At 40.4% G+C, this 26,315-nt stretch carries 22 protein-coding genes; 10 read left to right on the top strand and 12 right to left on the bottom strand.

Annotated elements, in window-relative coordinates:
* Positions 1-18: 18 nt before the first annotated feature.
* The 3 genes from IPJ16_09640 to recG form a co-directional block, all read right to left on the bottom strand.
* Positions 19-882, bottom strand: coding sequence for an RnfABCDGE type electron transport complex subunit B (locus IPJ16_09640; GenBank protein ID MBK7627436.1), 864 nt, complete (start codon positions 880-882; stop codon positions 19-21).
* Between the two features lie 3 nt (positions 883-885).
* Positions 886-1,338: a SoxR reducing system RseC family protein gene (locus IPJ16_09645; GenBank protein ID MBK7627437.1), complete on the bottom strand. Its 453-nt coding sequence runs from the start codon at positions 1,336-1,338 to the stop codon at positions 886-888.
* 207 nt (positions 1,339-1,545) lie between these two features.
* Positions 1,546-3,657 carry an ATP-dependent DNA helicase RecG gene (recG, locus tag IPJ16_09650; protein MBK7627438.1) on the bottom strand — a complete coding sequence of 704 codons (2,112 nt, stop codon included), beginning with the start codon at positions 3,655-3,657 and terminating at the stop codon, positions 1,546-1,548.
* A gap of 266 nt (positions 3,658-3,923) precedes the next feature.
* On the opposite strand from recG, the gene IPJ16_09655 reads away from it, so the two are divergent.
* The 4 genes from IPJ16_09655 to IPJ16_09670 all read left to right on the top strand — a co-directional run bounded on the left by IPJ16_09655 (position 3,924) and on the right by IPJ16_09670 (position 6,294).
* A complete protein-coding gene (locus IPJ16_09655; GenBank protein ID MBK7627439.1) occupies positions 3,924-4,616 on the top strand; it encodes a class I SAM-dependent methyltransferase in 693 nt (230 codons plus the stop codon).
* A gap of 72 nt (positions 4,617-4,688) precedes the next feature.
* Positions 4,689-5,390, top strand: a complete 702-nt coding sequence (locus IPJ16_09660) for an ABC transporter ATP-binding protein (GenBank protein MBK7627440.1) — start codon at positions 4,689-4,691, stop codon at positions 5,388-5,390.
* Positions 5,391-5,435: 45 nt separating this feature from the next.
* Positions 5,436-5,978 carry a cob(I)yrinic acid a,c-diamide adenosyltransferase gene (locus tag IPJ16_09665; GenBank protein ID MBK7627441.1) on the top strand — a complete coding sequence of 181 codons (543 nt, stop codon included), beginning with the start codon at positions 5,436-5,438 and terminating at the stop codon, positions 5,976-5,978.
* A gap of 94 nt (positions 5,979-6,072) precedes the next feature.
* Complete coding sequence (locus IPJ16_09670) at positions 6,073-6,294, top strand: DUF2795 domain-containing protein (GenBank protein ID MBK7627442.1); 222 nt, start codon at positions 6,073-6,075, stop codon at positions 6,292-6,294.
* A 38-nt stretch (positions 6,295-6,332) separates the two neighbouring features.
* Here IPJ16_09670 and IPJ16_09675 read toward each other — a convergent pair whose 3' ends face one another.
* Genes IPJ16_09675 through guaB form a run of 5 tightly spaced genes read right to left on the bottom strand, consistent with a single transcriptional unit; the run spans position 6,333 to position 13,533 of the window.
* The gene (locus tag IPJ16_09675) at positions 6,333-7,874 is read right to left on the bottom strand and encodes an organic solvent tolerance protein OstA (GenBank protein ID MBK7627443.1); all 1,542 of its coding nucleotides are present in this window, start codon (positions 7,872-7,874) and stop codon (positions 6,333-6,335) included.
* On the bottom strand, positions 7,862-9,223 hold the full coding sequence (locus IPJ16_09680; protein MBK7627444.1) for a peptidylprolyl isomerase: 1,362 nt from the start codon (positions 9,221-9,223) through the stop codon (positions 7,862-7,864). The genes IPJ16_09675 and IPJ16_09680 overlap by 13 nt, the downstream gene beginning before the upstream one ends.
* A 3-nt stretch (positions 9,224-9,226) precedes the next feature.
* Positions 9,227-10,072, bottom strand: a complete 846-nt coding sequence (locus IPJ16_09685; protein MBK7627445.1) for a hypothetical protein — start codon at positions 10,070-10,072, stop codon at positions 9,227-9,229.
* Entirely contained in the window at positions 10,065-12,032 is a 1,968-nt protein-coding gene (locus tag IPJ16_09690) for a peptidylprolyl isomerase (GenBank protein ID MBK7627446.1), read from the bottom strand. Before IPJ16_09690 ends, IPJ16_09685 begins: the two co-directional genes overlap by 8 nt.
* A gap of 19 nt (positions 12,033-12,051) precedes the next feature.
* Positions 12,052-13,533: an IMP dehydrogenase gene (gene guaB / locus IPJ16_09695; GenBank protein ID MBK7627447.1), complete on the bottom strand. Its 1,482-nt coding sequence runs from the start codon at positions 13,531-13,533 to the stop codon at positions 12,052-12,054.
* A 77-nt stretch (positions 13,534-13,610) separates the two neighbouring features.
* Between guaB and IPJ16_09700 the strand changes: the two genes are divergently transcribed.
* The gene (locus IPJ16_09700; GenBank protein ID MBK7627448.1) at positions 13,611-15,515 is read left to right on the top strand and encodes a RecQ family ATP-dependent DNA helicase; all 1,905 of its coding nucleotides are present in this window, start codon (positions 13,611-13,613) and stop codon (positions 15,513-15,515) included.
* Positions 15,516-16,018: 503 nt separating this feature from the next.
* The gene (locus tag IPJ16_09705) at positions 16,019-16,837 is read left to right on the top strand and encodes an energy transducer TonB (GenBank protein ID MBK7627449.1); all 819 of its coding nucleotides are present in this window, start codon (positions 16,019-16,021) and stop codon (positions 16,835-16,837) included.
* A gap of 7 nt (positions 16,838-16,844) precedes the next feature.
* On the opposite strand, the gene IPJ16_09710 is transcribed toward IPJ16_09705, so the two are convergent.
* Positions 16,845-17,174 (bottom strand): hypothetical protein, encoded by a 330-nt coding sequence (locus IPJ16_09710; GenBank protein ID MBK7627450.1) that lies wholly within the window; start codon positions 17,172-17,174, stop codon positions 16,845-16,847.
* A gap of 334 nt (positions 17,175-17,508) precedes the next feature.
* Between IPJ16_09710 and IPJ16_09715 the strand changes: the two genes are divergently transcribed.
* Together IPJ16_09715 and IPJ16_09720 are read left to right on the top strand one after the other, a co-directional pair.
* On the top strand, positions 17,509-17,670 hold the full coding sequence (locus tag IPJ16_09715; GenBank protein ID MBK7627451.1) for a hypothetical protein: 162 nt from the start codon (positions 17,509-17,511) through the stop codon (positions 17,668-17,670).
* Between the two features lie 152 nt (positions 17,671-17,822).
* Positions 17,823-20,594, top strand: a complete 2,772-nt coding sequence (locus IPJ16_09720) for a CHAT domain-containing protein (GenBank protein ID MBK7627452.1) — start codon at positions 17,823-17,825, stop codon at positions 20,592-20,594.
* Here the strand turns inward: IPJ16_09720 and IPJ16_09725 are convergent.
* The 3 genes from IPJ16_09725 to IPJ16_09735 all read right to left on the bottom strand — a co-directional run bounded on the left by IPJ16_09725 (position 20,552) and on the right by IPJ16_09735 (position 22,213).
* Positions 20,552-21,175, bottom strand: coding sequence for a hypothetical protein (locus tag IPJ16_09725; protein ID MBK7627453.1), 624 nt, complete (start codon positions 21,173-21,175; stop codon positions 20,552-20,554). The two genes, IPJ16_09720 and IPJ16_09725, sit on opposite strands and share 43 nt — an antisense overlap.
* A gap of 29 nt (positions 21,176-21,204) precedes the next feature.
* Complete coding sequence (locus IPJ16_09730; protein MBK7627454.1) at positions 21,205-21,528, bottom strand: hypothetical protein; 324 nt, start codon at positions 21,526-21,528, stop codon at positions 21,205-21,207.
* A gap of 91 nt (positions 21,529-21,619) precedes the next feature.
* The gene (locus IPJ16_09735; protein ID MBK7627455.1) at positions 21,620-22,213 is read right to left on the bottom strand and encodes a sigma-70 family RNA polymerase sigma factor; all 594 of its coding nucleotides are present in this window, start codon (positions 22,211-22,213) and stop codon (positions 21,620-21,622) included.
* 255 nt (positions 22,214-22,468) lie between these two features.
* Between IPJ16_09735 and IPJ16_09740 the strand changes: the two genes are divergently transcribed.
* Together IPJ16_09740 and IPJ16_09745 are read left to right on the top strand one after the other, a co-directional pair.
* The gene (locus IPJ16_09740) at positions 22,469-23,662 is read left to right on the top strand and encodes a hypothetical protein (protein MBK7627456.1); all 1,194 of its coding nucleotides are present in this window, start codon (positions 22,469-22,471) and stop codon (positions 23,660-23,662) included.
* A gap of 91 nt (positions 23,663-23,753) precedes the next feature.
* A complete protein-coding gene (locus IPJ16_09745; protein ID MBK7627457.1) occupies positions 23,754-26,201 on the top strand; it encodes a hypothetical protein in 2,448 nt (815 codons plus the stop codon).
* The last annotated feature ends 114 nt before the right edge of the window (positions 26,202-26,315 follow it).

A 26,315-nucleotide genomic window follows, 5' to 3' on the forward strand; every position in this document is an offset into this window, starting at 1 on the left:
ATTTTTAAAATTTTATTACTATCCGTTAACTGCTTCACCCTGCGCCTCGGCTTTCACTTTGCGCGGAGGAAAATTAAGTTCTATGATTGAATTAGTAGGACATTCGGTTACACATTTTCTGCAGAAAGTACATTTCTTAGCATCGATATAGGCCAGATTATTCTCAATTGTGATTGCACCGAATTCACATACCTTGAAGCATTTGGTACATGCCGTGCATGCGACTTTGCACGCTCTTCTGGCCGGACCTCCCTTATCGCAGTTTGAGCAGGCTACATAGATCTTCCTGTCTTTCTTCGCTTTTTTCCGGAGTTCAATAAGGTTTCTCGGACAGGCTTTTACACATGCACCACAGGCAACACATTTATCATCAATAATAACTGGCAATTCTGTTACGGAGTCCATATACATTGCATCGAATGCGCAAGCCCTCACGCAATCACCCAGTCCCATGCACCCATAGCTGCAATCTGTCTCACCTGCAAACAGACTGTTTGAGATCCTGCAGTCGGCGGCACCATTATATTTTGAGGTTCTGGGACGAAATTCAGGAGTCCCGTTACAAAGGAGTACAGCCACAAGAGGATCCACCACGGGTGCCTCTCTTCCGAGTATCTTTGCTGCTGCCCCCATAACATCTGAGCCGCCTACCGGACAATTCAATCCTTCGAACGATTCAGACTTTACAAGTTCTTCAGCAAAATTACGGCATCCGGCAAAACCGCATCCGCCGCAGTTAGCAGCAGGTAAGACCTCCTGGATCTGGTCAATGCGCGGATCCTCAATTACTTTGAACTTCTGGGCAACAAAATATAGAATGACAGCCGAAACCAGAGCAAGGAGACTCAGGCTGATAATTGTAATTATTATTGTAGGACTCATCGGTTAGACTTTTAACGTAAAAGTAAATTTTTCATTAACCCTTCTCCTGAAAAAAAAGAGGATAATATAATATGGTATAAGAATTCCAAGTGAAAGCAGTCCGGCAGGCAATTCAGGCACTTCCAGCGCTACAAGTACTATAAGAACAGTCACTACCGAAACAAGGGGAAGCAGATACCCGAGAAGCAATGCAGCGTAACCCATAGATTGTTTCATTAGTATTGTAACCCTGTCGCCGGGGAGTACATCGTATCTGCCTGTTACTTCGATTATCTTTTCTTCTTTCCCTGCCATGTTGCAGGAACCTTCGGCATGACATCCTGAGCAGGCTGTGGAGGAGGATATTGATACAATGACAGATGTATCTTCTATCCTCTGAACAATGCCTTCGTGATTAATTATTCCGGAGTTTTTTGTGCTGTTCATATCATCATCAGTCGTGATGAAAAAATTCAAACGCAAATTTATAATTACGCAAGAATTGAAGGATGCTTTTTATCAGTTTTTATAGCAAAGCCCTTATTTATAATGGGTATAAATAATTTTTACCACTGCTCGGCAAAGTTCACTTCGTAGTTATTTAAAGTGTCTGAAGACGAAACATCAAATCTAGCAAGTCTTTGGAGACTTTGGCTTACCTTTGATCAGTTAACCTCTAAAAAATTAACTGATTTTTGACCAGGACTGAACCTGACTGAATAACCTTTTCAGTTCACTTTTGAAAACTGTATTCTGGTTATCTTCAAGAAGCGGATCTTTCGTGAGGATCTCATCTGCTATATTCCTGACATATTCAATTATCTGACCGTCCCTGCCGAGATCTGCAATTTTGAGATCAAACGGGATCCCGCTCTGCTGCGTCCCTTCAATATCGCCTGGTCCCCTGAGCTGAAGATCAGTCTCGGCTATCTCAAATCCATCACCCGACCGGATCATAACCTCAATTCTTTTTGCCGCTTCTCTTGAAAGTTTATCAGAAGTCATAAGTATGCAATATGACTGATCAGCACCTCTTCCGACACGACCTCGCAGCTGGTGAAGCTGTGATAATCCGAACCGCTCAGCACTTTCGATAACCATAACAGTTGCATTCGGAATATCGACACCTACTTCAATAACAGTTGTTGCAATAAGTATATGAGCAACTCCATCCTTGAACAGTTTCATCGACATCTCCTTATTGGCCGGGGTCATTTTACCATGAACAATGCTTAGGCAGTATTTTGGGGCAGGAAAGACCCGTGAAATAGTGTCCCATCCGTCTTCAAGATCTTTGTAATCCATCGATTCAGATTCCTTTATCAGCGGATATACTATATAGATCTGACGGTGCTCAGCTATCTGGTTCCTTATAAATCCAAAGACCTTATTACGTTCAGAATCGGTAAAATGCATTGTTTTAATTGGCACCCTGCCAGGCGGTAATTCATCAATCACTGAAACATCCAGATCGCCATATAGTGTCATTGCCAGTGTCCTCGGAATCGGAGTTGCTGTCATTACCAGTATATGCGGCGGATTCAGATTTTTCTGCCATAACCTAGCCCGCTGAGCCACTCCAAATCTGTGTTGTTCGTCTATTATCACAAGTCCAAGGTTTGCGAACTGAACATTTTCCTCAAGAAGTGCATGAGTACCAATCAGTATATTCAGAGACCTGTCGAGGAGTGATTCTGCTATAGACTTTCTGGAAGCTTTTTTTGAGGAGCCTGTCAGCAGCCTGATCTTAATATCAATTCCCTGAAGAAATTTTGATATTGTATTAAAATGCTGATTTGCAAGTATTTCCGTAGGCGCCATAATACAAGCCTGGTACCCATTATCTATGGCAATAAGCATGCTCATTAAAGCCACAAGAGTCTTCCCGCTTCCAACATCGCCCTGAAGAAGCCTGTTCATCTGTTTGCCTGAACCAAGATCTTTACGGATCTCCTTCATCACTCTCTTCTGGGCATTTGTAAGTGTAAAATGAAGATTATTATGATAGAAATTATTAAAATTTTCTCCGACGCTGGAGAATACAAATCCCTTTACCTTCAGGTTACGGTTTGTTTTATATCTCAGCAGGTTAAGCTGAATATAAAAAAGCTCCTCAAATTTAAGCCTGTACCTGGCCTTCTCCAGCTCATCGGGATCTGAAGGAAAATGAATTTTAAGAAGCGATTCATGGAGGTCGAAAAGCTTATATTTTGTAACAAGCCATGGCGGGAGAGTCTCAGGTATACGGTATTTTATCTGCTTAATAAGGGTTCCCATAAGCTTACTTATGGTTTTTGATGTAAGGAATTGATTCTTAAGCTTCTCTGTGGTACTGTACTGTGCCTGAAGTGATGAATTCAACCTTTCAGCCATCTTATCTGCGGCTTCAATTTCAGGATGGATAATATTTACCATTCCGTTAAATACCGTTGGCTTTCCAAAGACAATATATTCCGCACCCGGGGTATAGCTTCCTGTTACCCATTTGCCTCCCTTAAACCATACCAGCTTAATTGTCCCGGTATCATCCTGAAAATCTGCGGTTAATCTTTTTGCCTGTCCGTGGCCTTCGGTGGAATATCCCTTTATAGTGCCTCTGATCTGTATGAAGGGAAGATCGGGATCAAGTTCAGCAATCTTATAAAAACGTGTTCTGTCGATGTATTTATAGGGGAAATAATAGAGCAGATCGCGGAATGTGAATATATTCAGTTCTTTATTGAGTAGTTCCGCCCTTTTTGGACCAACTCCCTGAAGATATGTTATGTTAGTATCTAAGAAATCCTGTACTATCATATTGATCCTGTCCTGCTTAACTTTTTTAGTAGTAGTTTATATATCTGGAAAATTCCTTTGTGTTCCTTAGTGATGAACTTTGTGTCCTTCGAGGTTAAATTTTTATATTTAATAATTACCGAAAATAAGTAATTTTGAAAAGCTCTCCTAATTATAATGTCTATAGAGAAATGATTTTTTCCCGAACAATTAAATATCTGAAATACATCTTTTTAGCTAAGCACCGTAAGGGACATGGAATACACAGTCCGTTTATTTTTCATCTGGTGTCAAAGGTATTCCGGAATAAAACAGACTATGATGTTGTCTGTAGTATTGAAAAGGTCAGAAAGAAACTGAGATCCGACCACAGGTCAATTAATGTAAATGACCTTGGCTCGGGAAAGGATAAACGAACAACGAAGATTAGAAAAGTGTCAGAAATAGCAAGATATTCGCCGGTACCATCAAAATATGGGCAACTATTGTCAAATCTGGCATCTGAATTCGGAAAGCCCATGATTGTCGAGCTGGGAACATCCTTTGGAATAAGTACAATGTACCTGGCTTCAGGTTCTCCCGAATCGGTGGTTTATACAATTGAAGGGAGCGGGGAAATAGCTGAAATAGCAAGGAGAAATTTCGCCGAAACAGGACTGAAAAACATCACATCTCTTACGGGTTCATTCGACGAAATGCTGCCGGAAGTTTTTAAGAACAGTGTAAAGCCCGGCCTTGTTTTTATTGACGGAGATCATAGGAAAGAACCTTTGCTGAGATATTTTCGGAGAATAGCAGAAGGATCTGATAATAATACAGTTATAGTTATAGATGATATCTATTATTCGCAGGAGATGCAAGATGCATGGGATGAGATCAGGAACGATGAAAAGGTGTCGGTTACAGTAGACATTTTCAGGATGGGAATAGTCTTTTTCAGAAAGGGTATAACACCCCAAAACTATATTGTCAGACATTAACAAAAATTAAGAATTAATAATTTATTATTTGACATATTTAATCTAATTTCGAAAATTCAAATTTTAAGCACTATGGACAAAGTAATTGAGATTCAAAATATTGTTAAAAACTATCAGATCGGTTCTGTTATTGTACAAGCTCTACGGTCAGTCTCTGTTAACATTGAAAGGAATGAATATGTTGCAATTATGGGACCCTCAGGATCGGGAAAATCAACTCTTATGAACCTGCTGGGATGCCTCGATACTCCTTCAAGCGGAAGTTATATTCTTAACGGTACCGACGTCAGTAAAATGGAGGACGATTATCTTGCTGAGATCAGGAACAAAGAGATAGGTTTTATCTTTCAGACATTTAATCTTCTCCCGCGGTACACAGCTCTTGAAAATGTTACTTTGCCATTAATATATGCCGGAGTTCCTAAGCTTGACAGAGAGGCTGTTGCAATTAAAACACTTGAGCAGGTTGGACTTGCCGACAGGATGACTCATAAGCCAAATGAATTGTCGGGTGGTCAGCGTCAGCGTGTTGCTATTGCCCGGGCTCTTGTTAATAATCCATCAATAATTCTTGCTGACGAGCCTACAGGTAACCTCGACAGTAAAACTTCTATTGATATAATGGGGCTGCTAGATGCGATTCACAAAAAAGGTAATACTGTGATCGTTGTAACACATGAAGAGGACATAGCCAGGCATGCTGCCCGTATTATAAGGTTATTCGACGGTGAGATTGCACAGGATTACCGTAACGAACACTATGTAAAGGCATAATACCTTTTTTCTGTTATCTTTCAGATATTTTTGTTATTTTTAAGCATGAAGATCTATACCCTTACAGGTGATGATGGTACTACCTCTTTATCAGGCGGCAGGAGGGTACCTAAGCATTCTCTGAGGGTTGAGGCGTATGGCTCTGTCGACGAGCTAATCGCCTGGATAGGACTGTTACGCGACCATAAGGAGAATACTTCCCGCAAAGATTTGTTAGTTTATATTCAGGACCAGCTGATGCGCTGTGCGGCAGGTCTGGCCTATGACAGTGAGAACAGCAGAAGCAGGGAAATTTTACCCCTGCCTGACTGTATTCCTGTTCTTGAGAAGGAGATAGATAAGATGGAGGCGACTCTTGTACCCCTGAGGAACTTTATACTGCCCGGAGGGAATATTGTTGTATCGCATTGTCATATAGCCCGATGTGTCTGCCGCAGGGCTGAGAGGGCAGTACTCAGGCTAAACGAAGCCGAAGGATCACCTGAATTGATATATAAATTCCTTAACCGTCTCTCTGATTATCTTTTTGTTTTATCAAGGAAAATTGCATTAGAGACTGATAGTGAGGAAGTTAAGTGGTCTGTCTGAATTGTTAAAAATCTTTAAATTGGCTATTGTTTTTTATTTAAAATAATATATATATTTGCAGACTTTGTTTAAAGCTTAACTTAATCAGGAAATTATGTACTGGACACTAGAATTAGCATCAAAACTTGAGGATGCTCCATGGCCTGCCACTAAGGATGAGCTGATTGATTTCGCCATTAGATCGGGTGCCCCGATGGAAGTGATTGAAAACCTTCAGGAAATTGAAGATGAGGGGGACATTTATGAAAGTATTGAGGATATCTGGCCTGACTATCCGAGTAAAGATGACTTCTTTTTTAATGAAGATGAATATTAAATAAAAAGAGGCTGATTCTCATGAGATCAGCCTCTTTTTTATTTCTTAAATATATCTTCCCTCTTTTTGGGTCTTATATGATCGAACCATGAAAAACCATCGAGCCTGATCTGGGTTTTTATCAGCAGGTCGGGCGGATCAATGAATCCTTCAGGGCTTCCAAAATCGGTGATCTCCGAGATCTTCCCGCCTTCCACAAGAGCCTCAATATTGGCGCACTTTGACTGGTTCACGCCTGCAATAGCTTCACCGTCAAGAAGATAATACAATGATTCGCCGTTGCCCTTTATTTCAATTTTATACAATTCATTATTCTTAAAGAACCCTGTTAACGACCTTCCCTTTATCTGGTTGTACCTCGATGTGTCAACCTGGCTCGATATAAATGCAGCTTCATATAATTCAAGTCTGTCGGTCTGCCTGTTTTTGGTAAAAACAGCCATAGAGTCGGAAGTAAGCTGATTCTCTTCTGACCATAATACCGGTTTTATGTATAACCTTATCACAGAATCGCGGAAAGAGTAGGAGAGTGAATCGCATTTTGCCTGTATCCCATCGCTGAACACCCTGACACCATGAAAAGCTTTCATAAGCCTGAAGCCAGCTGATGAGGTATCAGCTATTGTAACAGCACTTATTGTATCGGCATGAAGGAAGAGTGAATCATTGCTTGATACCTGGATAAACTCTGCCATGTCGGTTACAAGAAATTGCTCAGGCTGCTTGACATACCAGGCATAATTTCCCTTGATTATAAGATTATTGGTGGTATCCTCTATTACGACATTCCCGAATCCCTCGCCATAACCTGTGCTGTCATTATAGAAAAGAGAATCTCCATGTACAATCTGCTGCATATTATCGATAGCAGCATTTTTCCAGATGGATGTAACTTTGTTTTTAGTATCGTACCATCCTTTTTCGCAGTAAAGATTAAGACTGTCGCCAACAAGTTTCGTGGGACCTGTAAAATATGATGTCTCGCTTTTAGTGTTGTAATCCATTGTATCGGCTGTCATTACGTAATCGGGATTTACGATTTTGACACTGTCCTTAAAATGAAAGAGGTTATCTGAAACGTAATATACACCTATGATACTTGTTAATGTATTGTCTGCATTTGTGATCCTTCCCCCGGTACTATAAGTAGCTATCCTTGGCTTCACATCGTAGTGTATGGCATTTGTGTAGAGATGTGTTTCCTTGTCAATCAATTCAACATTGTCTTTCACAAAAGCAGTCTCTTCCTTCCCGTCGTAAAAAAGATAGTCGCCAAACAGATCGAGTGTGTCGCCCTGTTCAATATGGATCTTGCTGTATGCTGTAACCTGGTTTATATCAGGCGAGTAGTGTGCGCTGTCGCACCACATCACTATTTCGTTATGTACAAGATGAACCTTACCGATGAACCTGTGCATATCATTTCCCGTTACGGGATCTTTCATGATATAATCGTCATCGGCATATTTGAGCTCTATCTTTTTCTTTCCTGTTCTCTTTGTCTGTGTCTCCTGCGACAAAATCAAAGGAGTAACTGACAGGACAATAAAAAGGAGAAGGAAATATTTTATTTTATCCATCCTTTTTGCAAAAAGCTGCATGTTTTAAACTCGTCACTTATTTTAATATAAGTCACCTCAATTTTATCTTTTACCCACTTGTCAAATTTCTTTGTTCTTTCATTCATTAATGCAGCCGTATAGAGATTCTGATAATCATCTTTAAGATTTGCAGTATGAGCCGGCAGAATATTATCGAGTCTGACAATTCTGAAAACCTCATTGTTATTCTCATCAACTGTTCTGAAAGCATCAGATATCTCACCTACTTTCATGTCGCGGATCTTTACATACATCTGCTGATCAAGTTCTTCAAGTGCAAACCATGTTACACGGTCGGAAGGATTCTGGCTTACAAGCTTGCCTCCGTTTACCCGGCTGTCTTTATGTGTTGAGTATCTTGTAGCGGCAGCTTCAAATTTGATACTGTCTTTCCTGATAAGATTTGCAAGACTGTCGAGTTTCGAAATAGCCATGGCAGCCTGATCGGGTTTAACCTTTGGCCTCACAAGGATGTGCCTTGTATTGCACATTTCTCCCTTGCGGTCGATTAGCTGGATAATATGAAAACCATACTTTGTTTCCACAATTTTGGATACTGTGTTCTTTGTTAGACTGAATGCCGCATCAGCGTACTCTTTCTCAAGTTCTCCGCGTGTAAGGTATCCAATCTCTCCGCCGTTTTTACCCGATTCAACGTCTTCGGAGTACAATATTGCAAGTACATTAAAACTCTTCCCGGCCAGGATCTGGCTCCTTATGTCAAGCAGCTTCTGGCGTGCTTCTGCCTTATTATCTTCGTTTGCAGGAGGATCGACCTGAATAATGCTTATCTCATATTTGGCAGGTATAACAGGCAGACTATCCTTTGGTATTGCCGAATAGAATCTTTTCAGAGCTGCGGGAGTGACAGTTATATCACCAGCTATTGAAGACTGTACTTCTCTTACAACTTCCTGTTCAAGAAGTGTTTTCTTAATATCGCGTCTTATCTCAATCATGCTTTTATTGAAATAGGCAACAAGGGCCTCCTCACTTCCGGCACTCCTGATAGCATCATTCATCCTCATATTAAGATCTCCCTCAACTGCATCTTCTGTTACTTCAATACTGTCGATTCTTGCCTGGTCCATAAATAGTTTTGATACAAGCATCTCCTGAAACACATTGCATCTGAGTTCTTCAACAGGTGCTCTTCTTCCGCTTCTGCGCAGATCTGCAACAGTATTCTCAAGATCGGAGAGATAGATCACCTCATTTCCAACTATTGCAGCTACTGATTCGACCAGTTTCTGACCATTAAGATTCAGATATCCCGGAAGAATAAGCGTTATCAGGACCAGATAAAATTTGATTTTATTTTTCATCATTAATTAATATATCTTAAAACTGTTTTCTTTTAATGCTTCGTTATATATACCATTCTCGAGCGACTGAATGAATTCAATTCTTCTCGAGTTCCAGATAATTCTTTTAATATCATTCTTTACATATTCAAATGGTGCAAGCGATGAACGGAGCCTGTAATCCCTGATTGAGATCAGGTATACAGACAGTGAATCAGTCGTTTCAAAGAAAGTATTTCTTTTCAGGAAGTTTTCCTCATTTTCAATATCCTGCTGTAATTCAATTGAAAGACGATCCATCGTTACCCAGTCTTCGTTGAAGTCATCGAACTTCTCGGCAAACTGATAACATAAACTTTCGAGCTGCTGCAGGTCGTTCTGCTGATTCGATTGTGCAAGTGTTCTGATTCTGCCCAGATCAGGTGTTTCAGCCGGTAACTTTATGAAAAGAGCCTTTACAATATTTGAGTTGAGCATGAAACTCTTCTCATTGCTGATATAGTAGTTCTCGAGTTCAGATTCGGAGAGGATAGTGTCCATTTTCTGAAGCATCATCTGTCTCTGATACTGGTAAATAACAAGGTTTGTCCGGGTATCTTCCAGCTGACGTGAAATTTCATTCCTGACTTCGGGTGAGAGGTTCTCCTCTGCCTTTTGCAGCAGCAGCCTGCGTTTTGCCCACTTGTTTATGTAGTCAGACACAATGGCTGCACTGTCGGTTTTGTTCAGCTCATTAATGACATGATCGGGGATCTCGTCATAATAAAGAATTGTCTTTCCCACTTCGGCAACAGGAATCCTTTTTACAATGTTGTTTTCGCTGCAGCCTGCTGTAAAAACAACAATGATAAATATGAGTAATGTCTTATTCATTGTTCAGTTTCTTCTTCACTTCTTCAAGTACCAAACTATCAGTCTTAACGGTATATTTTTCTTTTAATTGTGCCGTCCATTCGCTCTCAAGGTATTCCTGGTATAAGGTCATCATTTCACCCATCACATCATCAAGACCAAGCGGCACGGGGTCGATCACTTTTCTGATATTGATAATTGCCGGATAGCCGCCTCGGATAAATGACTCGCTGCCGGTACTCCATTTTAACTTATCAATCTCATTGTCGGTTCCTTTAGTCCATTTTCCTTCCTCAATTACAAGTAAAGTATCGCCCTTCTTATTGAATTTTTTTCTGAGAAGGTCATCTGACAGGCTTTTCCCGGCATACTTCTTATAGGCTGAGAATAAAGCTTTTTCACCATCCGGTTTCTTCAGAGTATAAATTTTAGCCTCAATACCCTGTTTTGTAAGATAGTTGTTTTTATGTTCCTCATAAAATTTCCGGAGACCGGTAGAATCATTGCTTATCCTGTTCCATACCTTCCTTCCGGAGATCTCAAACAGGAGAATCCCATCGTGAAATTCATTCATAAGATATCTGAACTCAGGGTATTTCTTTTCAAGTACTGAGTCTTCATATTTTAATAACTGATCGGAAGCACTTGTTTCAATAGCCTTGCTTATAAAAACAGAAGAATCCCTTGTAACGATCATCGTGCTTCTCTTTTCTATAAGATTTGCAAAATTGTTATTAGTAATACGTTGATTGGCAAATGTATACATATTGCCTTCAGGCATTGTTGAACGGTCGTATTTTTTCAGACCCTGAATAATAAGAGTATCGGTATTCTGAACAAACCAGTCGAATGACTCCTGATTTATTTTGAATTTATACTCTCTCTTAAGCTTCTCGATAAACGACTTTTTACTTATTGAATTAAGGTACGACTGGTTAATCTTGCTCTCGAGATACGACCTTGTCTCCTCGAATGTCCCCGGTGTTTTTTTCTCAAGAAGTTTGATTATATGCCAGCCATAAATTGTGTGAACGGGTTTGGTATAAGTACCTGTATCTTTTATAGCAAAGGCAGCTTCCGAAAAATCGCTGATTATCTCTCCGGCACCGAACCAGTTTAGTTCACCACCTTTTGATGCGGACTCCTTATGATCTGAAAATTCTTTTGCGAGTTCACTGAAAGGAGTGCCGCCACGCAGCTTGACATATATATCGTTGATATCAGTCTCAGCCTTTTTTAACTCAGTCTCACCTGTTCCCGGAGGTGCAGCCTTCATTATATGGGCTACTCTTACTTTTCCCTTTGACGGACGTTTGTCAGTAACTTTAATTATGTGATATCCGTATGGAGTCCTTACCGGGTCGGAGATGCCGCCTTTCCTCAGAGAGTAAGCAGCATCCTCAAAAGGCATAATCATCTGGAAGACTGTAAAATATCCAAGGTTTCCTCCGTTTACCTTAACTGACTGGTCGTCTGATGTTCCCCTTGCCACTGTCTCGAAGGATTCTCCTTTTACTATCCGCTCTTTTATATCTGACGCTTTCTGCCATGCTTTCAAGGTATCTTCCGGCGACGGTTCAGGAGGTAATCCAACAAGTATATGCCAGGCATTTATTTCTGTCAGCGACCGCTGATAAGCCTGACGGATCAGTTTTTCCTTTGTTTGTGTATCGGTAAGGTACGACTGGGCGAGCTGATTTCTGTAACCGCTCAGTTCCGTTTTGAATGCTTTGGTTGTATCATAGCCCTGACTGACAGCATCGGCCACCTTCATCTTGAACAGAATGAACTGCTGAAGGTACCCTTCAATATCAGGTGTTTTTCCCGGCTCCGCGCTTTTCCTGTACATTCTTATAAATTCCCCTGCCTCTGTTTTACTGCTGCCAATCGTCAGTAACACCTTACTATTAAGATCCTGTGCCTGCGTAATTGCAGGCAACAGAAAAATCAAATAGATAAACGATGTTGATCTGATTTTCATCAGGATGATCTGATACCTGTTACTCAAATGATTTTCTGCTGTAGTTAGGAGCCTCCCTGGTTATTGAAACATCGTGCGGATGGCTCTCTATTATTCCCGAGTTGGTGATCCTTACAAATTTTCCCTCTTTTTTGAGAATTGTAATATTTTTTGCTCCCACATATCCCATTCCTGCCCTCAGACCTCCGGTCATCTGGTAGATGACTTCAGCCAGAGTACCCTTGTATGGAACCCTTGCGGCAATACCCTCGGGAACAAGCTTTCGGATATCATCTTCCATGTCCTGGAAATACCTGTCTTTTGAACCCTGCTGCATAGCTTCGATCGATCCCATTCCCCTGTATGCCTTGAACTTACGTCCGTTATATATTATTGTCTCGCCCGGAGATTCCTCAACACCTGCAAAGAGCGATCCGGCCATTATTGAATCGGCTCCTGCTGCAATAGCTTTGATTATGTCGCCCGAATATCTGATACCGCCATCGGCAATAACCGGTACCCCTGAGCCTTCAATTGCTTTTGAAACATTATAGATTGCAGAGAGCTGCGGAACACCTACTCCTGCAACGACTCTTGTTGTGCATATCGAACCCGGACCGATTCCAACCTTAATGGCATCGGCGCCTGATTTTACGAGCATTTTAGCTGCATCACCGGTTCCGACATTTCCTGCAATAACATCTATTGAAGGGTAACTTCTTTTAATATCCTTAAGGATGCCGATAACACTCTTTGTATGAGCATGTGCCGTATCGATGGATATTGCATCGACACTTGCATTTATAAGAGCTTCAACCCTGGTGAGAGTGTCGGCAGCTATGCCTACTGCACCTGTGACTCTTAACCTTCCCTTATCATCTTTGCATGAAAGGGGACGGTCCTTAGTTTTTGTAATGTCTTTATAGGTTATCAGCCCGCAAAGTTTGCCGGCTTCATCAATCATGGGCAGTTTTTCAATCTTGTGTTTCTGAAGTATCCTTGCAGCCGCTTCGAGATTAGTCTGATGATTTGTTGTTATCAGACTGGTAGTCATTACTTCTGTGATTTTTCTGTTCCTGTTGTTTTCAAACCTTAAATCCCTGTTTGTTACTATGCCTTTCAGTATTCCGTTTTCGTCAATAACGGGTATTCCGCCGATCTTGTACTCGCTCATCAACGCCATTGCTTCACCTACTGTAGCTTTCAGACTGATTGTGATCGGGTCAAAAATCATAACATTCTCAGCTCTTTTTACCCTTTTGATCTGGGCCGCCTGTTTCTCTATCGACATGTTTTTGTGTATCACACCCATGCCGCCTTCCCTGGCGATTGCAATTGCAAGCTCGTCTTCGGTAACTGTATCCATTGCTGCCGAGACAATCGGAGTATTTATCCTGATGTTCCTTGTGAACATCGAACTGAGATCAACCTCTCTTGGAAGTACCTCAGAATATGAGGGAACCAGCAGAACATCATCAAAGGTTAAACCTTCGTATAATATCTTGTCTTCAAAAAATGACATCTGATTAGGATTTAAGTTTTTGCTGGCGCAAATTACGAAAAATATTACATTTGTCTATGCTGCAGAATGAAATCAATATTGATAAATACCGTCAGGTTCTAACAAAATACTGGGGTTATGCATCTTTCAAACCGCTGCAGGAAGATATAATAAGATCAATTGATGCAGGTGAGGATACACTCGGACTGATGCCAACCGGCGGAGGAAAATCAATAACATTCCAGGTACCGGCCCTCGCGAATGAAGGTATTTGTCTTGTCATTACTCCTCTGATAGCGCTTATGAAGGATCAGGTTGCTCGGCTTAAAAGTCTCGAAATCAAAGCTCTTGCAATTCATTCTGCAATGTCGGCAGAGGAGATCGACAATGCACTTGAGAATGCCATATACGGCGATTATAAATTTCTTTATGTCTCGCCTGAAAGGATTTCAACAAGGATCTTCCTGGGAAAGGTCAGCAGACTCAATCTGTCGCTGGTTGCCATTGATGAAGCACACTGTATTTCGCAATGGGGCTATGATTTCAGACCCTCTTACCTGAAGATTGCAGAACTGCGCGATCATATATCGGAAAAAGTGCCCTTTCTGGCACTTACCGCTTCGGCTACAGCTCCGGTAATTGAGGATATTATGAAGAAGCTGGCTTTCAGGGGAAAGAATGTTCTCCGTACCAGTTTCGACCGGAAGAATATTTCTTACCTGGTAAGACGGGTGGAGGATAAGGGGATCTATATTGTCAAATCGGTACTTAAGGCTAAAGGCAGCGGTATTGTGTATGTAAGGAGCCGGAAAAGATGTAAGGAAGTAGCTGAACTGCTTGTCGCAAACGGAGTAAGTGCGGACTTTTATCACGCCGGATTATCAGATGAGCTCCGCGATAAAAAGCAAGCCTCCTGGACTCTTGGCGAGACCCGGGTAATTGTTGCCACAAATGCCTTTGGTATGGGAATCGACAAGCCTGATGTACGGTTTGTAATTCACTGGGATATACCCGATTCGCTCGAGAATTATTTTCAGGAGAGCGGCAGGGCAGGGAGGGATAATAAACCGGCCTCCGCAGTACTTTTATTCTCACCTGCCGACAAAAGCAGACTTATCGATAATACAAGGAAGAAGTTTCCTCCGGTTGATAAGATTAAGGATATTTACGAGGCAGTTTGTAATTTTCTGGAAGTACCGCTGGGTGCCGGAAAAGATAATGTTTATGATTTCAATATGGCGGCGTTTGTATCTAAATACAGGTTGCCTGTAATAGAAACTTACAACTCCCTTCAGTTTCTTCAGAGAGAGGGATATATGGAATTCACCGAGGAAATAAACAATCCTTCAAGAGTCCATTTTATTGTAAGCCGCGATGATCTCTACAAATTCCAGGTGGCCAATGAGTCATTCGATGGATTCATCAAACTTCTGTTACGTTCCTATACAGGTATGTTCAGTGAGTATGTTGCCATAAATGAAGAGGCTCTCTCGAAGAAGTCTGCTGCAACCAGGGACACTATCTATCAGTATCTTGTAAAGCTATCAGCCTTTCATATAATAAGTTACATTCCGGGTAAGAAAACTGCTCTTGTGATTTTCACTGAAGAACGGCTTGAGCGAAAGGCTCTGCTTATTTCGCCTGAAAACTATCTTCATGTAAAGGAGAAGTATGAGGTGCGTCTTAATAAGATGATCGATTATGCCGAGTCGGAAACACGATGCAGATCGGTTCAGCTGCTTGATTATTTCGGAGAGGAGTCAGACCGCTGCGGGATCTGTGATATCTGTCGCGAAAGGAACGAACTTGATCTCAGCAAATATGAATTTGACCTTATCCTCGACGAGATAAAGACACTTCTGGAAACAAAGAATCCTGATGCTGAAGAGCTTGTCAAGCTCATTGAATATCCTGAAGATAAGGTTATTAAGGTTATCCGCTGGCTCCTCGATCACAATAAGATCATTCCCGATAAGGAACGTAAATTGTTTTGGGGTGGTTAGCGGGCTGTTCGGTGCAGAGATCAGGGAGCAGTAAAGTATTGAATGTGTCTTATATATTTCCCCTCCTTTTGAAGGAGGGGTGGCCGGACCACTTTTTAATTATCATACAAATGCTCGTTCCGGCCGGGGTGGTTGATTTTCATAACTCATCCTCAGCAGAAGTGAACTTATTCCTATGTGTTGATGTGAAGAACTTAAGACTTTTCCTATTAGAGAGGTTCTGTGTTTTCGTACCAATAAAAGTAAAAAGGTATCATAGAATCAACCACCCCGGTCGGGAAATAAAATAGGGTAAATAAATGATAATCAATCATCCCGACCACCCCTCCTTCAAAAGGAGGGGAAATTCACCTTCACCATATTTTACCCGTTGACCTGTTATCCCGAAGCGCAGCGAGGGATCTCCTGCAAAGACCAGTATTATTATATCAATTTTTGATTCTCAAAATCATATTTTACTTAAATTTAGTCTTCCTTAAATATGTCTCTTAAATGCAGATTCAATGAAATTCAAACTCCTATTATTTGCAATGCTTTTACCGACAGGTTTATCCGGGCAGAAAGATACCATCCTCTACTTTGATAAAAGTTATAACCCGGTATCGTCAATAGATGAGGCTATGTCGTACGAAAAACTTGTCAGGACTTCGGAAACAAAATTTGCCTTAAGTAATTTCAATAAGATTGACGGGAAATGGAAAAAGGTTTATGAAACAAAAATAAAATGGAAAAATGATACATCGTATATACTTACCTCTGAATTTGAGAATCTGAGAACATTCCATAGGGTCGACAGCGGGTATGTTATAAGGGATTTTTCCCTGACCAACCCCAATTCCTTTTTCACCTGGACAGGCTTCAGCCACACACTCTTTCCGCTTGTGCGATCGGGTATCTGGAAATCGTATAATCCTGTAACTGGTGATCTGGGTTTTGAGAATCTGTATGACAATAACCTGTTACTGTCGACAAAATATTGGATTAATGATACGACTTTTATAAAAGATGTATTTATGTCATTTGATGAAGCACCGGAGTTTATGGGAGGTGAGACGGCGTTGATGAATCTGTTATACAGCAATTTAAACTACCCGGAAGTGTCAAGGAAAAAGCGAATACAGGACCGGGTAATGGTTGGCATCGTACTTCTTAAAAATGGTCAGATTATTGGGGTGAAAGCAATGAATTCTGTAGATAAACTACTGGAACAGGAGGCTGTCAGGGTTGTAAGCCTGACTCAGAAAAAGTGGATCCCGGCAAAAATCGACGGTAAAAATGTAAACTCATTTATGTTTCTCCCATGTAGTTTTGTTTTAAAGTAAAAGCCTGTCAGCTTGCATAACAGCGCATCACATCTTCGTGAGATGGCCTGATTACTGATGATACAGGAAAGTTGCCGGCATATCCGATTTCGCTGAATATCAGTTCCTTTTTTGTAACAGGCTCTTCTTTAAGACAGAATCTGCAGCACTCGCTTTTTGTGAAATAGCCCTTTGCTTCACGCAGCGCGTTATCTGCACTTGTATTCACTCCAAGGCAGATCCTGTTCTCTTTTTCCGGTAAAAACGGACAACCTTCCTTATGTACCAGGTGAAAATTATTTGAACGGGATTTCACATCAACATAAAACCTTGAGAAAAAATTCTTAATATTTATCATAAGTTTTGTTTTACCAGGTAAAGACAAACAATAGTTCAGGTTTCTTAACACAAAAAAAAATACATAAAATCAATGGTTAATCGGAATCAGTGCAAAATTGTTACCTGACTCAAGGTCAAAAATCAATACAGACTAATTCTCTAACCCACATTAATTCATCGTTTCAACTCTTATAAAAAAAATTGTAATTATTTTTATAAACATGATCCGGAAGAGAGGTAAAAAATGCTTTTTTTAATGAAATATGCCCGTTTTTCAGAATTTTTCAGGTAACAATTTCCACCCTATTCCTATTAACCAATAGAAACCGTACTTAACTTTAATTTATAGAACCATGAAAAACGCAAATGAAACATCAAAAAATGCAGAAAGAAAACTCGATCTTTTTATTTCTGAAATTTCCGAAGTTGAAATCCTCAACACAGAAGAAATGAGTTTTGTCAGAGGCGGTGAGAGTACCGGCGGAGAACCAATAATTGTCAAACCAAAATTCTGATGGTAAGGGTGATCTTGGGTTAAAACCATTTTCAATGAATTGCCAATAACCACGGACTGAGTTCGTGGTTATTGTTATTTAGTTCTTTTTCAATCTTTTTTTCTACCTTTCCTGAGTAATATTTTTAGCCAAAGGATCATTATTTAAAAGTATTGAAAAAGATTTTCTTCTTTCTTTTTATCATTTTATCCCTTGGTTTCTCAGAGCCTCAGAAACAAACAAAGGAGGATCCGGGGACACTCTTTAATAATTTTATCAGCTTGTATGATTCCGGAGATTTGGTCAATGCTGAGATAACTCTTCTTAAAATTCTGGAATACAAGTCACTTCTGAATACTGATCAGTTAAGTGGTATATACATTAATCTCGGGGCTGCTTATACTTTACTTGGAAGATATGCTGATGCCCTGAATTATTACAATCAGGCAGAGTCTTTGGTCGTTGGTAAAAATAATTTTCTGTACAACCTTGCAGTAATCTATGCTAATAAGGCCCTGATTTTAAGTTATCAGCAATCCTATACTTCAGCAATTGAGTTTTATGAAAAGGGAATCAGAGTATTCCTTGGTTTCAATGACGATAATACAAAATTTCTTGGTTTGGCATCTGCTTACCTTAATCTGGGTATTTTATATAATGAGACTAAAGACTACAAATCAGCTGAAAACTATCTTCTTAAGAGCAATGAGATTAAACAGAAATATAATCTGAGCGGGACCGAGCTTGTTCTCTTTAACCTTGCAAGGGTGTACATGAACTCCGGAAATCCTGGCAAAGCAGATGAGTATTTCAAAAAAAGTATTTCAGGATTTGTAAAAGAATCAGGTCCCGACTACTACAGGTTAGCGGAGGTTTATTTTGATTATGCTTTATTTCTGGATTCGGTTAAGAGGGATGCTGAATCTTTGAAAGTACTTGAGAGAGCCCTGGACATCTGTCTTAAAAACTACGGAGAAAAACAAATCTACGTTTCACTGGCATATAAGCTTATCGGTGATCATTATTCAGGATTAAATGATTATTCAACAGCATTGCAGTATTACCAGAAAGCCCTGATAGCCGTTGTTCCGGCTTTTAATAATACCGACATTTATTCAAATCCTTCTGTTGATTCATCCCTTTTCGATATCAGGCTTCTCGATAACCTGAAAGCTAAATCGCAGGCGCTTGCAAAGCTTGCAATGCAGCAGGATGATTCTGATCTGAAGGTGAGTTCAATGGGAAAAAGTCTTGAAACAATAGATCTGGCACTAGGTCTTATTGAGACGATCAGGAACAACTACATGACTGAAGAGAGCCGTATCTACCTGGCAGGAAATGAGAAAGAGACTTATGTTTTTGCCGCTTCAGTTGGTGCTGACCTTTATGCACTTACAAAAAATGATTCACTTGTTCTTAAGGTTTATTCTGTTGTCCAGCGTTCAAAGGCCGCCATACTGCGTAATGAGATTACAGGTAACGACCTGCTGTACTCTGCAGCAATTCCCGGTTCACTCCGGGAGAACCTGACCAGGCTCTCTGCGAATATTGCAGCATATAACAAGCTTATCCGGGAGGAGTCGAAAGAATCAGATCCCGAAGGCACAAAGACTGCCCTTATGAAGGATGCTCTTTTTGAAATGAACCGCGAAAAAGAGCGTGTTACTGCTGAAATCACAAGTGCTTTTCCACAGTATGCCGAACTTATAAGAAAAACTGTTCCGGTTTCTCCGGCTGAGATTCAGAAAAATCTTAAGAGTGACGAGACTATAATCGATTACCTTCTGTCGAATAAGTATACCGATGGAAAACGTAAACTCTATACTTTCCTGATCTCACGTAATAAACTGCTCTTCCGCGAGAGCAGCCTTGACTCTTCCTTCCTCAGAAACGCACTTATTCTAAGAGGCACATCCGCGATATCGGCCGGTGGAAAGGAGAGCTTCCTCGATTATACATCCGCTCTCAATTACATGTATCTCAGTCTTATTGCCCCGGTTGAAGATCTTCTGACGGGTGATAATCTGATTGTTATTCCCGACGAGGAGACAGGCTGGCTTACCTTCGATGCTTTTATTAAGAAGAAACCACTGCCCGGACAAACAGATTTTGAGGGCCTCCCGTTCCTTATAAACGATTATACCTTTTCTTACGGCTACTCTTCATCCCTGATCTTTTCAGATGAGAATCATTCAGGCGGCAAAACAGGTGTTATTGCTTTCTCCCCGTCTTATGGGGGATCCAACGGTTCGGAGACAGATCCGGCAAGCCTTGGAGGAGCAATGAATGAGATCTCATCGCTCGGCAAATGGTTTAACAGCACTCTCTTCACAGGAGAGAATGCAACCAAAGCCAACTTCAATTCAGCGCTGAGCGAACCGGCTATTTTTCACCTTGCAACGCATGCAATGCCCGACTCCGCCAATTCGCGTTACTCATATATTCTTTTCGGCAGCGACGGTAAAGGGGAGGAGAGCAGGCGTCTCTACAATTACGAAATAAGTCTCAGCCGTCTGAACTCGCCAATGGTTGTGCTTAGTGCATGTAATTCAGGAACCGGAACATTGTATTCAGGTGAGGGACTGATGAGTCTGGCACGCGGTTTTATTCTTGCCGGGGCCTCTTCTGTAATTAAGACAGCATGGGAGGTTAACGATGAGGCCAGTTCAAAAATAATTGACAATTTCTATAAATATCTTTCGAAGGGTAAACCGAAAAATGAATCTCTGAGACTCGCAAAGCTTGATTATCTTGAATCAGCTACACCTTCACGTAAGAATCCGTATTACTGGGCAGCATATGAGGTTTTGGGTGATAATTCCCCAGTTAAGGAAAACAACAAATCTGTTGTTATTTTATTAACAATAGTGATAGTTATTCCTGTTGCCGGATATTTGTTCGTCTATTTCAGACGGCGCAGAAGTTTCGCAGAACGGTCGCGGTAGTAACCCGGCGACTCTGCCAGCTTACTCAGGTACTCCGAGGCTTTTAATTTATCTCCCGATTTCAGATACGCCATTCCCAGGTACCATTGGGCATCCTTGACATATTCGCCTGAGCCTGCAGCCACAGCAGCCAGTTCGGATACAGCCTGACTTATATTGCCAAGTTCAATATTGGTTAATCCCATATAAAAGAGAGGTGCTTCCGATGCCGGATTTTTAAGGTTAGCTTCAGCAAATCCTGCATTTGCACTCTTGTAATCGCCTGATTTGTAGCTGATTATCGCGGAGGCGTATACTTCGTCAATCGAGCCGGAGGTGCTTCTAGTTACCGGGGAAACAGCCTCAAAAGGAGTATAATAGGAACTGAAAAGCTTATCAGCAGAAGAGGGGAGAAGAGTGTTTATTATTATCAATGCACCTACGACAGCCGCCGCCGACATTGTAATATATCTGATGAAAAGAGATCTGCTTATACCCTTTTTCCTGGTCTCTGTAACTTCCACTGGCACTTCAGCGGGTTCTGCCTTCAGAGCCGCTGTGATAAATTCTTTTCTCTCTTCAGCTTTCGGATCAGGAGCCACTGCACTCTGTTTTTGCCTGTGCCACTCTTTTACCCAGTCGGCAGTAAGGATGCTGATATCTGAGTTTCCCAGGTCTTTGAAGTCTGTATAGTCTTTAACCTCTTCTTTTTTGCCTTGTTGTTTCCTGTTTCTGAAAGAGATTCTTTAATATATTTTTCATTCTTCACTGAAGAACCCTTTTCGGCTACACCCTTTTTGTATTCAGCGATCATCTCCCTAACAGAATCCCTGGCACCGGAAAGAGCAGGATCATTCATAACATCCTCAATATCGGCCTTAGCCTTCATGAAGCTGCTGATCTCCCTGAAAAGTCCTTTATCGTCTCCGTTAATATGTCTCTGTTTCCCGTTCATTTAATCTCTTTTCTTTCTTTACTCTTTACGCTCTACGCTCTACGCTCTACGCTCTACGCTCTACGCTCTACGCTCTACGCTCTACGCTAGTTCAGTGCACCACCTCCCTCGCCGCCATCTCCGTCTTCATCAGCCTCCTGTATCCCGGATGCTGCTTCACCTTCTCACACAACTCACTCTGAGCCTCGCTCTTCTTCTTCCTCACATAGTTGTACGTATAACCGAGTTTATCGGCTATCTCCTGCGGACCGAGATCCTGCCAGTACATCTTAAGTATTTTTTTTGAGAGGGGCTCAAGTGTTTCAAACACCTCCTTGAAGATCTCTTCCCTTAACTGATTATCCATCTCCTCTGAACGGTCCTCCTCACCTTCTGCATCATCCCTGCGCGAAAAATAGTTTGCCGCAGCAGTCCGTTTGTCGAGCACATCCTTCCAGAGGTGTTCGCAGATGCAATATAGGTATGTCTTTAATTTGCAGGTGAGTACGAAGTTCCTGTTATCGATCTTCTCGAGCATTATCATCAGCCCGTCCTGGAAAATATCATCAGCATCCTCATCATTTCCGCCGGTATTCCGCACCATGAGCCTTACCATAGGCGAATACCTGTCAGACAGGTATCTGACAACATAGCTCTGACGTTTTCTCAGGCATTCGATAATTTCGCTGTCGGTAAACTCTTTCACAAACTCTTTTTCTTACTCAAAAATAGCATTCTTAAAGAAAAAAATGAAAATATTTTAAAAATAATTGCAAAAACAGGGTAACAATTTCACCCCTATTCCTATTAACCATTATAGATTACAATAATCAAAAATGCGATTTATTGTAAAGAGCTGATATTAAATGCTTTATTAGTTTCAGGGGAATGAGGCTGATGAAGTAGTAGTTTATTTAAGGGATGTTTTATGTTGACGAACAAGAAAATATTTCATAACGAAATGGATTATTTAAAGGCTTCAGATTATCCGGGCAGGGGATTCAAGGGATCTAAAGCCTCTGTTATTACTTCCGGCGACAAGCTGAGTGAGGCAATTGAGAATGCTGATGGTGTTCCTTTTCAGCTTATTTTCGGTCAGGAGCCGGGTGAAGGATACTATGTCAATGTTGGGGCGGCGTTTCGGCAGCTTCTCGGTATTGAGTCGGGGGACCTTACCGAGGAGCTTTTTATCGGAATGATTGAGGAGGTTGTTCCTGGTAATGAGAATATTACTGCAGACATTGCCACTACCCGACGCAGGTTCATAAATGGAGAGATTGACAAGTATAAGGCTGACATCCTGATCAAAACTCCTTCAGGTGAGAAGAAATGGATCCGCGACACTTCACTGCCTCTTAAGGATGAAGAAACCGGCCGGATAATCGGCTCAGTAGGGATTCTTTTCGATATTACAGAGACCAAAATGACTCTGGCCAGCCTTGCCCAGGCCAAAGAGAAGGCTGTTGAGAGCGACCTTCTGAAGACAGCCTTTCTGCATAACCTCTCGCATGAAGTTCGTACACCGCTGAATGCAATAATCGGTTTCTCGAGTCTTATCTGCGAACCTGATCAGGATAATTACGGGAGAAGGGAGTATCTGGATATCATTAACAACAGTGCCGACAACCTGCTCGACATGATGAACAATATATTCGAGATCTCGCATCTCGATTCGAACGGAGTGAAGGTGAGGCTCGGTGAAGTGAATATCTATATTATGCTGCAGGAGATCTTTATCCGTTTCGGCAAGCAGGCCAGGGAGAAGGATCTGCAGTTCCGTTTTGAGCCCGATATGAAGTCGCCCTACCTGACAATCAAAACCGACGAGCAGAAGCTAGAGCAGGTTATCTCGAGTCTTGTGAGCAACGCACTGAAATTCACAAAGATGGGCAGTGTTTGGTTCGGATATATTCTGCACGACGACTCCGTTGAGTTCTATGTTGGCGACACCGGCATTGGCATAGCTGAAGAACACAAGCCGCATGTATTCAAGCGCTTCTACCAGGCCGAGAGCGGTCCGGCCAGAAGCTATCCGGGTATCGGCCTCGGCCTTGCCATCTCAAAAGCCTATATCGAACTGCTTGGCGGCTCAATCTGGTTTGCATCGGAGCAGGGGCGGGGGAGTGAGTTTAGGGTTAGGGTGCCTAGGGGGTGAGGGAGGAGGTATTACATATAAAAGCTAGCTAGCTTGTTATACATCACAAATTCTTCCTATTACAAAATAGAATCATTTAAATATTAAATAAATGACAACATTCAAAGATTGGGGAGAAATCTCCGAAACATTCGAAGACATTAAGAAAAGTGCATTCAATAAAGATTTATCTAAAGAATCTGAAGCACAAACTAGATTTGATATTATAGATAGAATTATTCGAGAGGTACTTCAATGGAAATATGGACAAATTAAAGTCGAAGAACATCTTGAAAATACTGGTTATGTTGACTACACATTGGAATCAAGTGATTTTAAAATCATTATAGAAGCAAAAAAAATAGGGATATCATTCCCTAGTCCCACAAGAAAGAAAAAGCTAAAACTTACTGGAGAAATTTTGGGATCTGGTGAGATTTCTAAAGCACTCCAACAAGCTGAAAATTATGCCATTAAATCAACAGGGCATATTGTTGTTGCTACAAATGGATCATGTTGGGTATTCTATCCAATTATGGGATTCTACAAAAAAGAGGATATTTACGCTACAATTCTCTTCCCATTGGAAAAAGTAGAAGATGCAGAAGAGTTATTTAATATTTTTTGCTGTCAAAATGTTGAAAATAATAGTTTATTAGAGATCACTACAGAGACTCCGTTTGCTCAAGAGAGAAAAATAAATAATGTACTTAGAGATAAAGATTCACGAATTGACAGAAATAATATAGCGGATTTTATTTCTCCTGCCCTTGATAATGCCCTATATTCGGAAACATTGTTTTCAGATCCTGAGAAACTAGAAAAATGCTTCGTCTCAACTGAAGCTCGAACAAAATTTGATTCACAATTACAAATCTATATTCAAGACGCAAAGCCAGAATTGGTATCCCCGGCTCGAAGGATTAAAAAAGACAAAGAAACGGATGAATTAGGTGAATTTGTTAAGGCTTCATCTCCAAGTATTACACCACCGGTTACACTAATTATTGGGACAGTTGGCTCCGGAAAATCAACATACCTAAAACATTTTGAACTAGTCAAAGCTTCTAAAGTTCTCAAGGATTCCAAATGTCACTGGATTTATATTGATTTTGAAGAAATGGGAATATCTGGGAACCCACGGGAATTTATGTATAAGAAGCTCAAAGATTATCTACTTATGGAACACCCAGATAATCCTACAGACTATAAAAGTGTTATCGAACCTGCTTATGATGAAGAAATTAAAGCACTAGCTCGTGGCCCATTTGCGAATATCTATATATCAAACAAAGATAAATTCAAAGAAAAGGTTAGTGAACTTATTACATCAGACTTTGAAAAAACTGAACCATATGTAGATAAAATACTTAGATATATCGCTAGTAAAAATCTATGTATTATTCTTTTAGACAATATAGATCTATATGAAAACTCTGAACTTGAAACAATAGTTTTTTCTGAAGGTGTTGCTCTTTCAAAGAAAATTAGATCTAATATAATTGTATCTATAAGGGATACTACATACATTAAGCACAGAACAGATTCAATTTTTAACGCTTATGAACTTAAGAAGTTGTGGCTCGATCCACCACCATTCAAGGATGTGCTTTCAAAAAGATTGAACTATTCAAAAGAAATCTTAAAAAATAAATCAGCTATAATTCCTCTTAATTCTGGAATGAAACTGAATGTACCTGATTTAAGCATTTTCTTTGATATAGTTAAATCAAGTTTATTGAATGATATAAATGGTAAATTTCTTGAATCAATAAGTGATAGAAATCCAAGGCGAGGTATACTTCTAACGAGGAATTTTTTAACATCTGGTCACATCCAAGCTGATAAAGCAATAAAAAACTACATTAATGAAGATGCAAAGTTTAAATTTCCGCATCATGAAGTATTTAAAGGGTCAATGCTAGCTCAATGGAAGTATTATAAAGAAAGTCGATCTGAATGTTACAATGTTTATGAATCCTATTACAATTCATACAATCAGCAATTGCTTAGATTATATATACTTAAGCTACTCTATTACAATGCTCAAGATAAAAAATCAATCGAAACGCATACGATTGATATCATAAATATTTTCACAAAAGTAGGGGTGTCGGACAATAGAATCCTTCAGATTATTCAATCAATGGTAAAAAATGAGCTCGTTAGGTCAAAAGAAGGTGATGAAATAACCCCTGACAAAACTCTTTATATAACCCTATGTGGTGGATATTATGCAAGCGTTTTATCAAAAAATTTCACCTACATAGAAACAGTTATGCACGATACAAACATTCATAACGATTCTATCTGGGAACAACTAGATGTGCTTTCTCAAATAATTGAACAGACTCAATCTATCGTCGAAAGAATGGAACATCGTCAAGAAAGGATTCTAATATTCATGGATTATTTACAAGAAATTGAAAATATTTACCTTGAAAAAATAGGGAAATTCCCATTCTTAAAACACATTTCAGAGGCAAAAAAATTAGTCAAAATTCAAACAAGTAAAGCGATCCGAAATTCAAGGAAATTCTATTCCGAGACAAATTCTTAAATAAAAGTACAGCACTAAACACAGACGGTATAACTATTGGCTTGTCACGCTTTTTGCTTTTAACCTGGACATATCTGCTAATAATGAATAAGTTTGTATAAATCAGCTTACAAC

This window comes from Bacteroidales bacterium (assembly GCA_016709865.1).
In the GTDB taxonomy this organism is placed as follows: domain Bacteria; phylum Bacteroidota; class Bacteroidia; order Bacteroidales; family VadinHA17; genus LD21.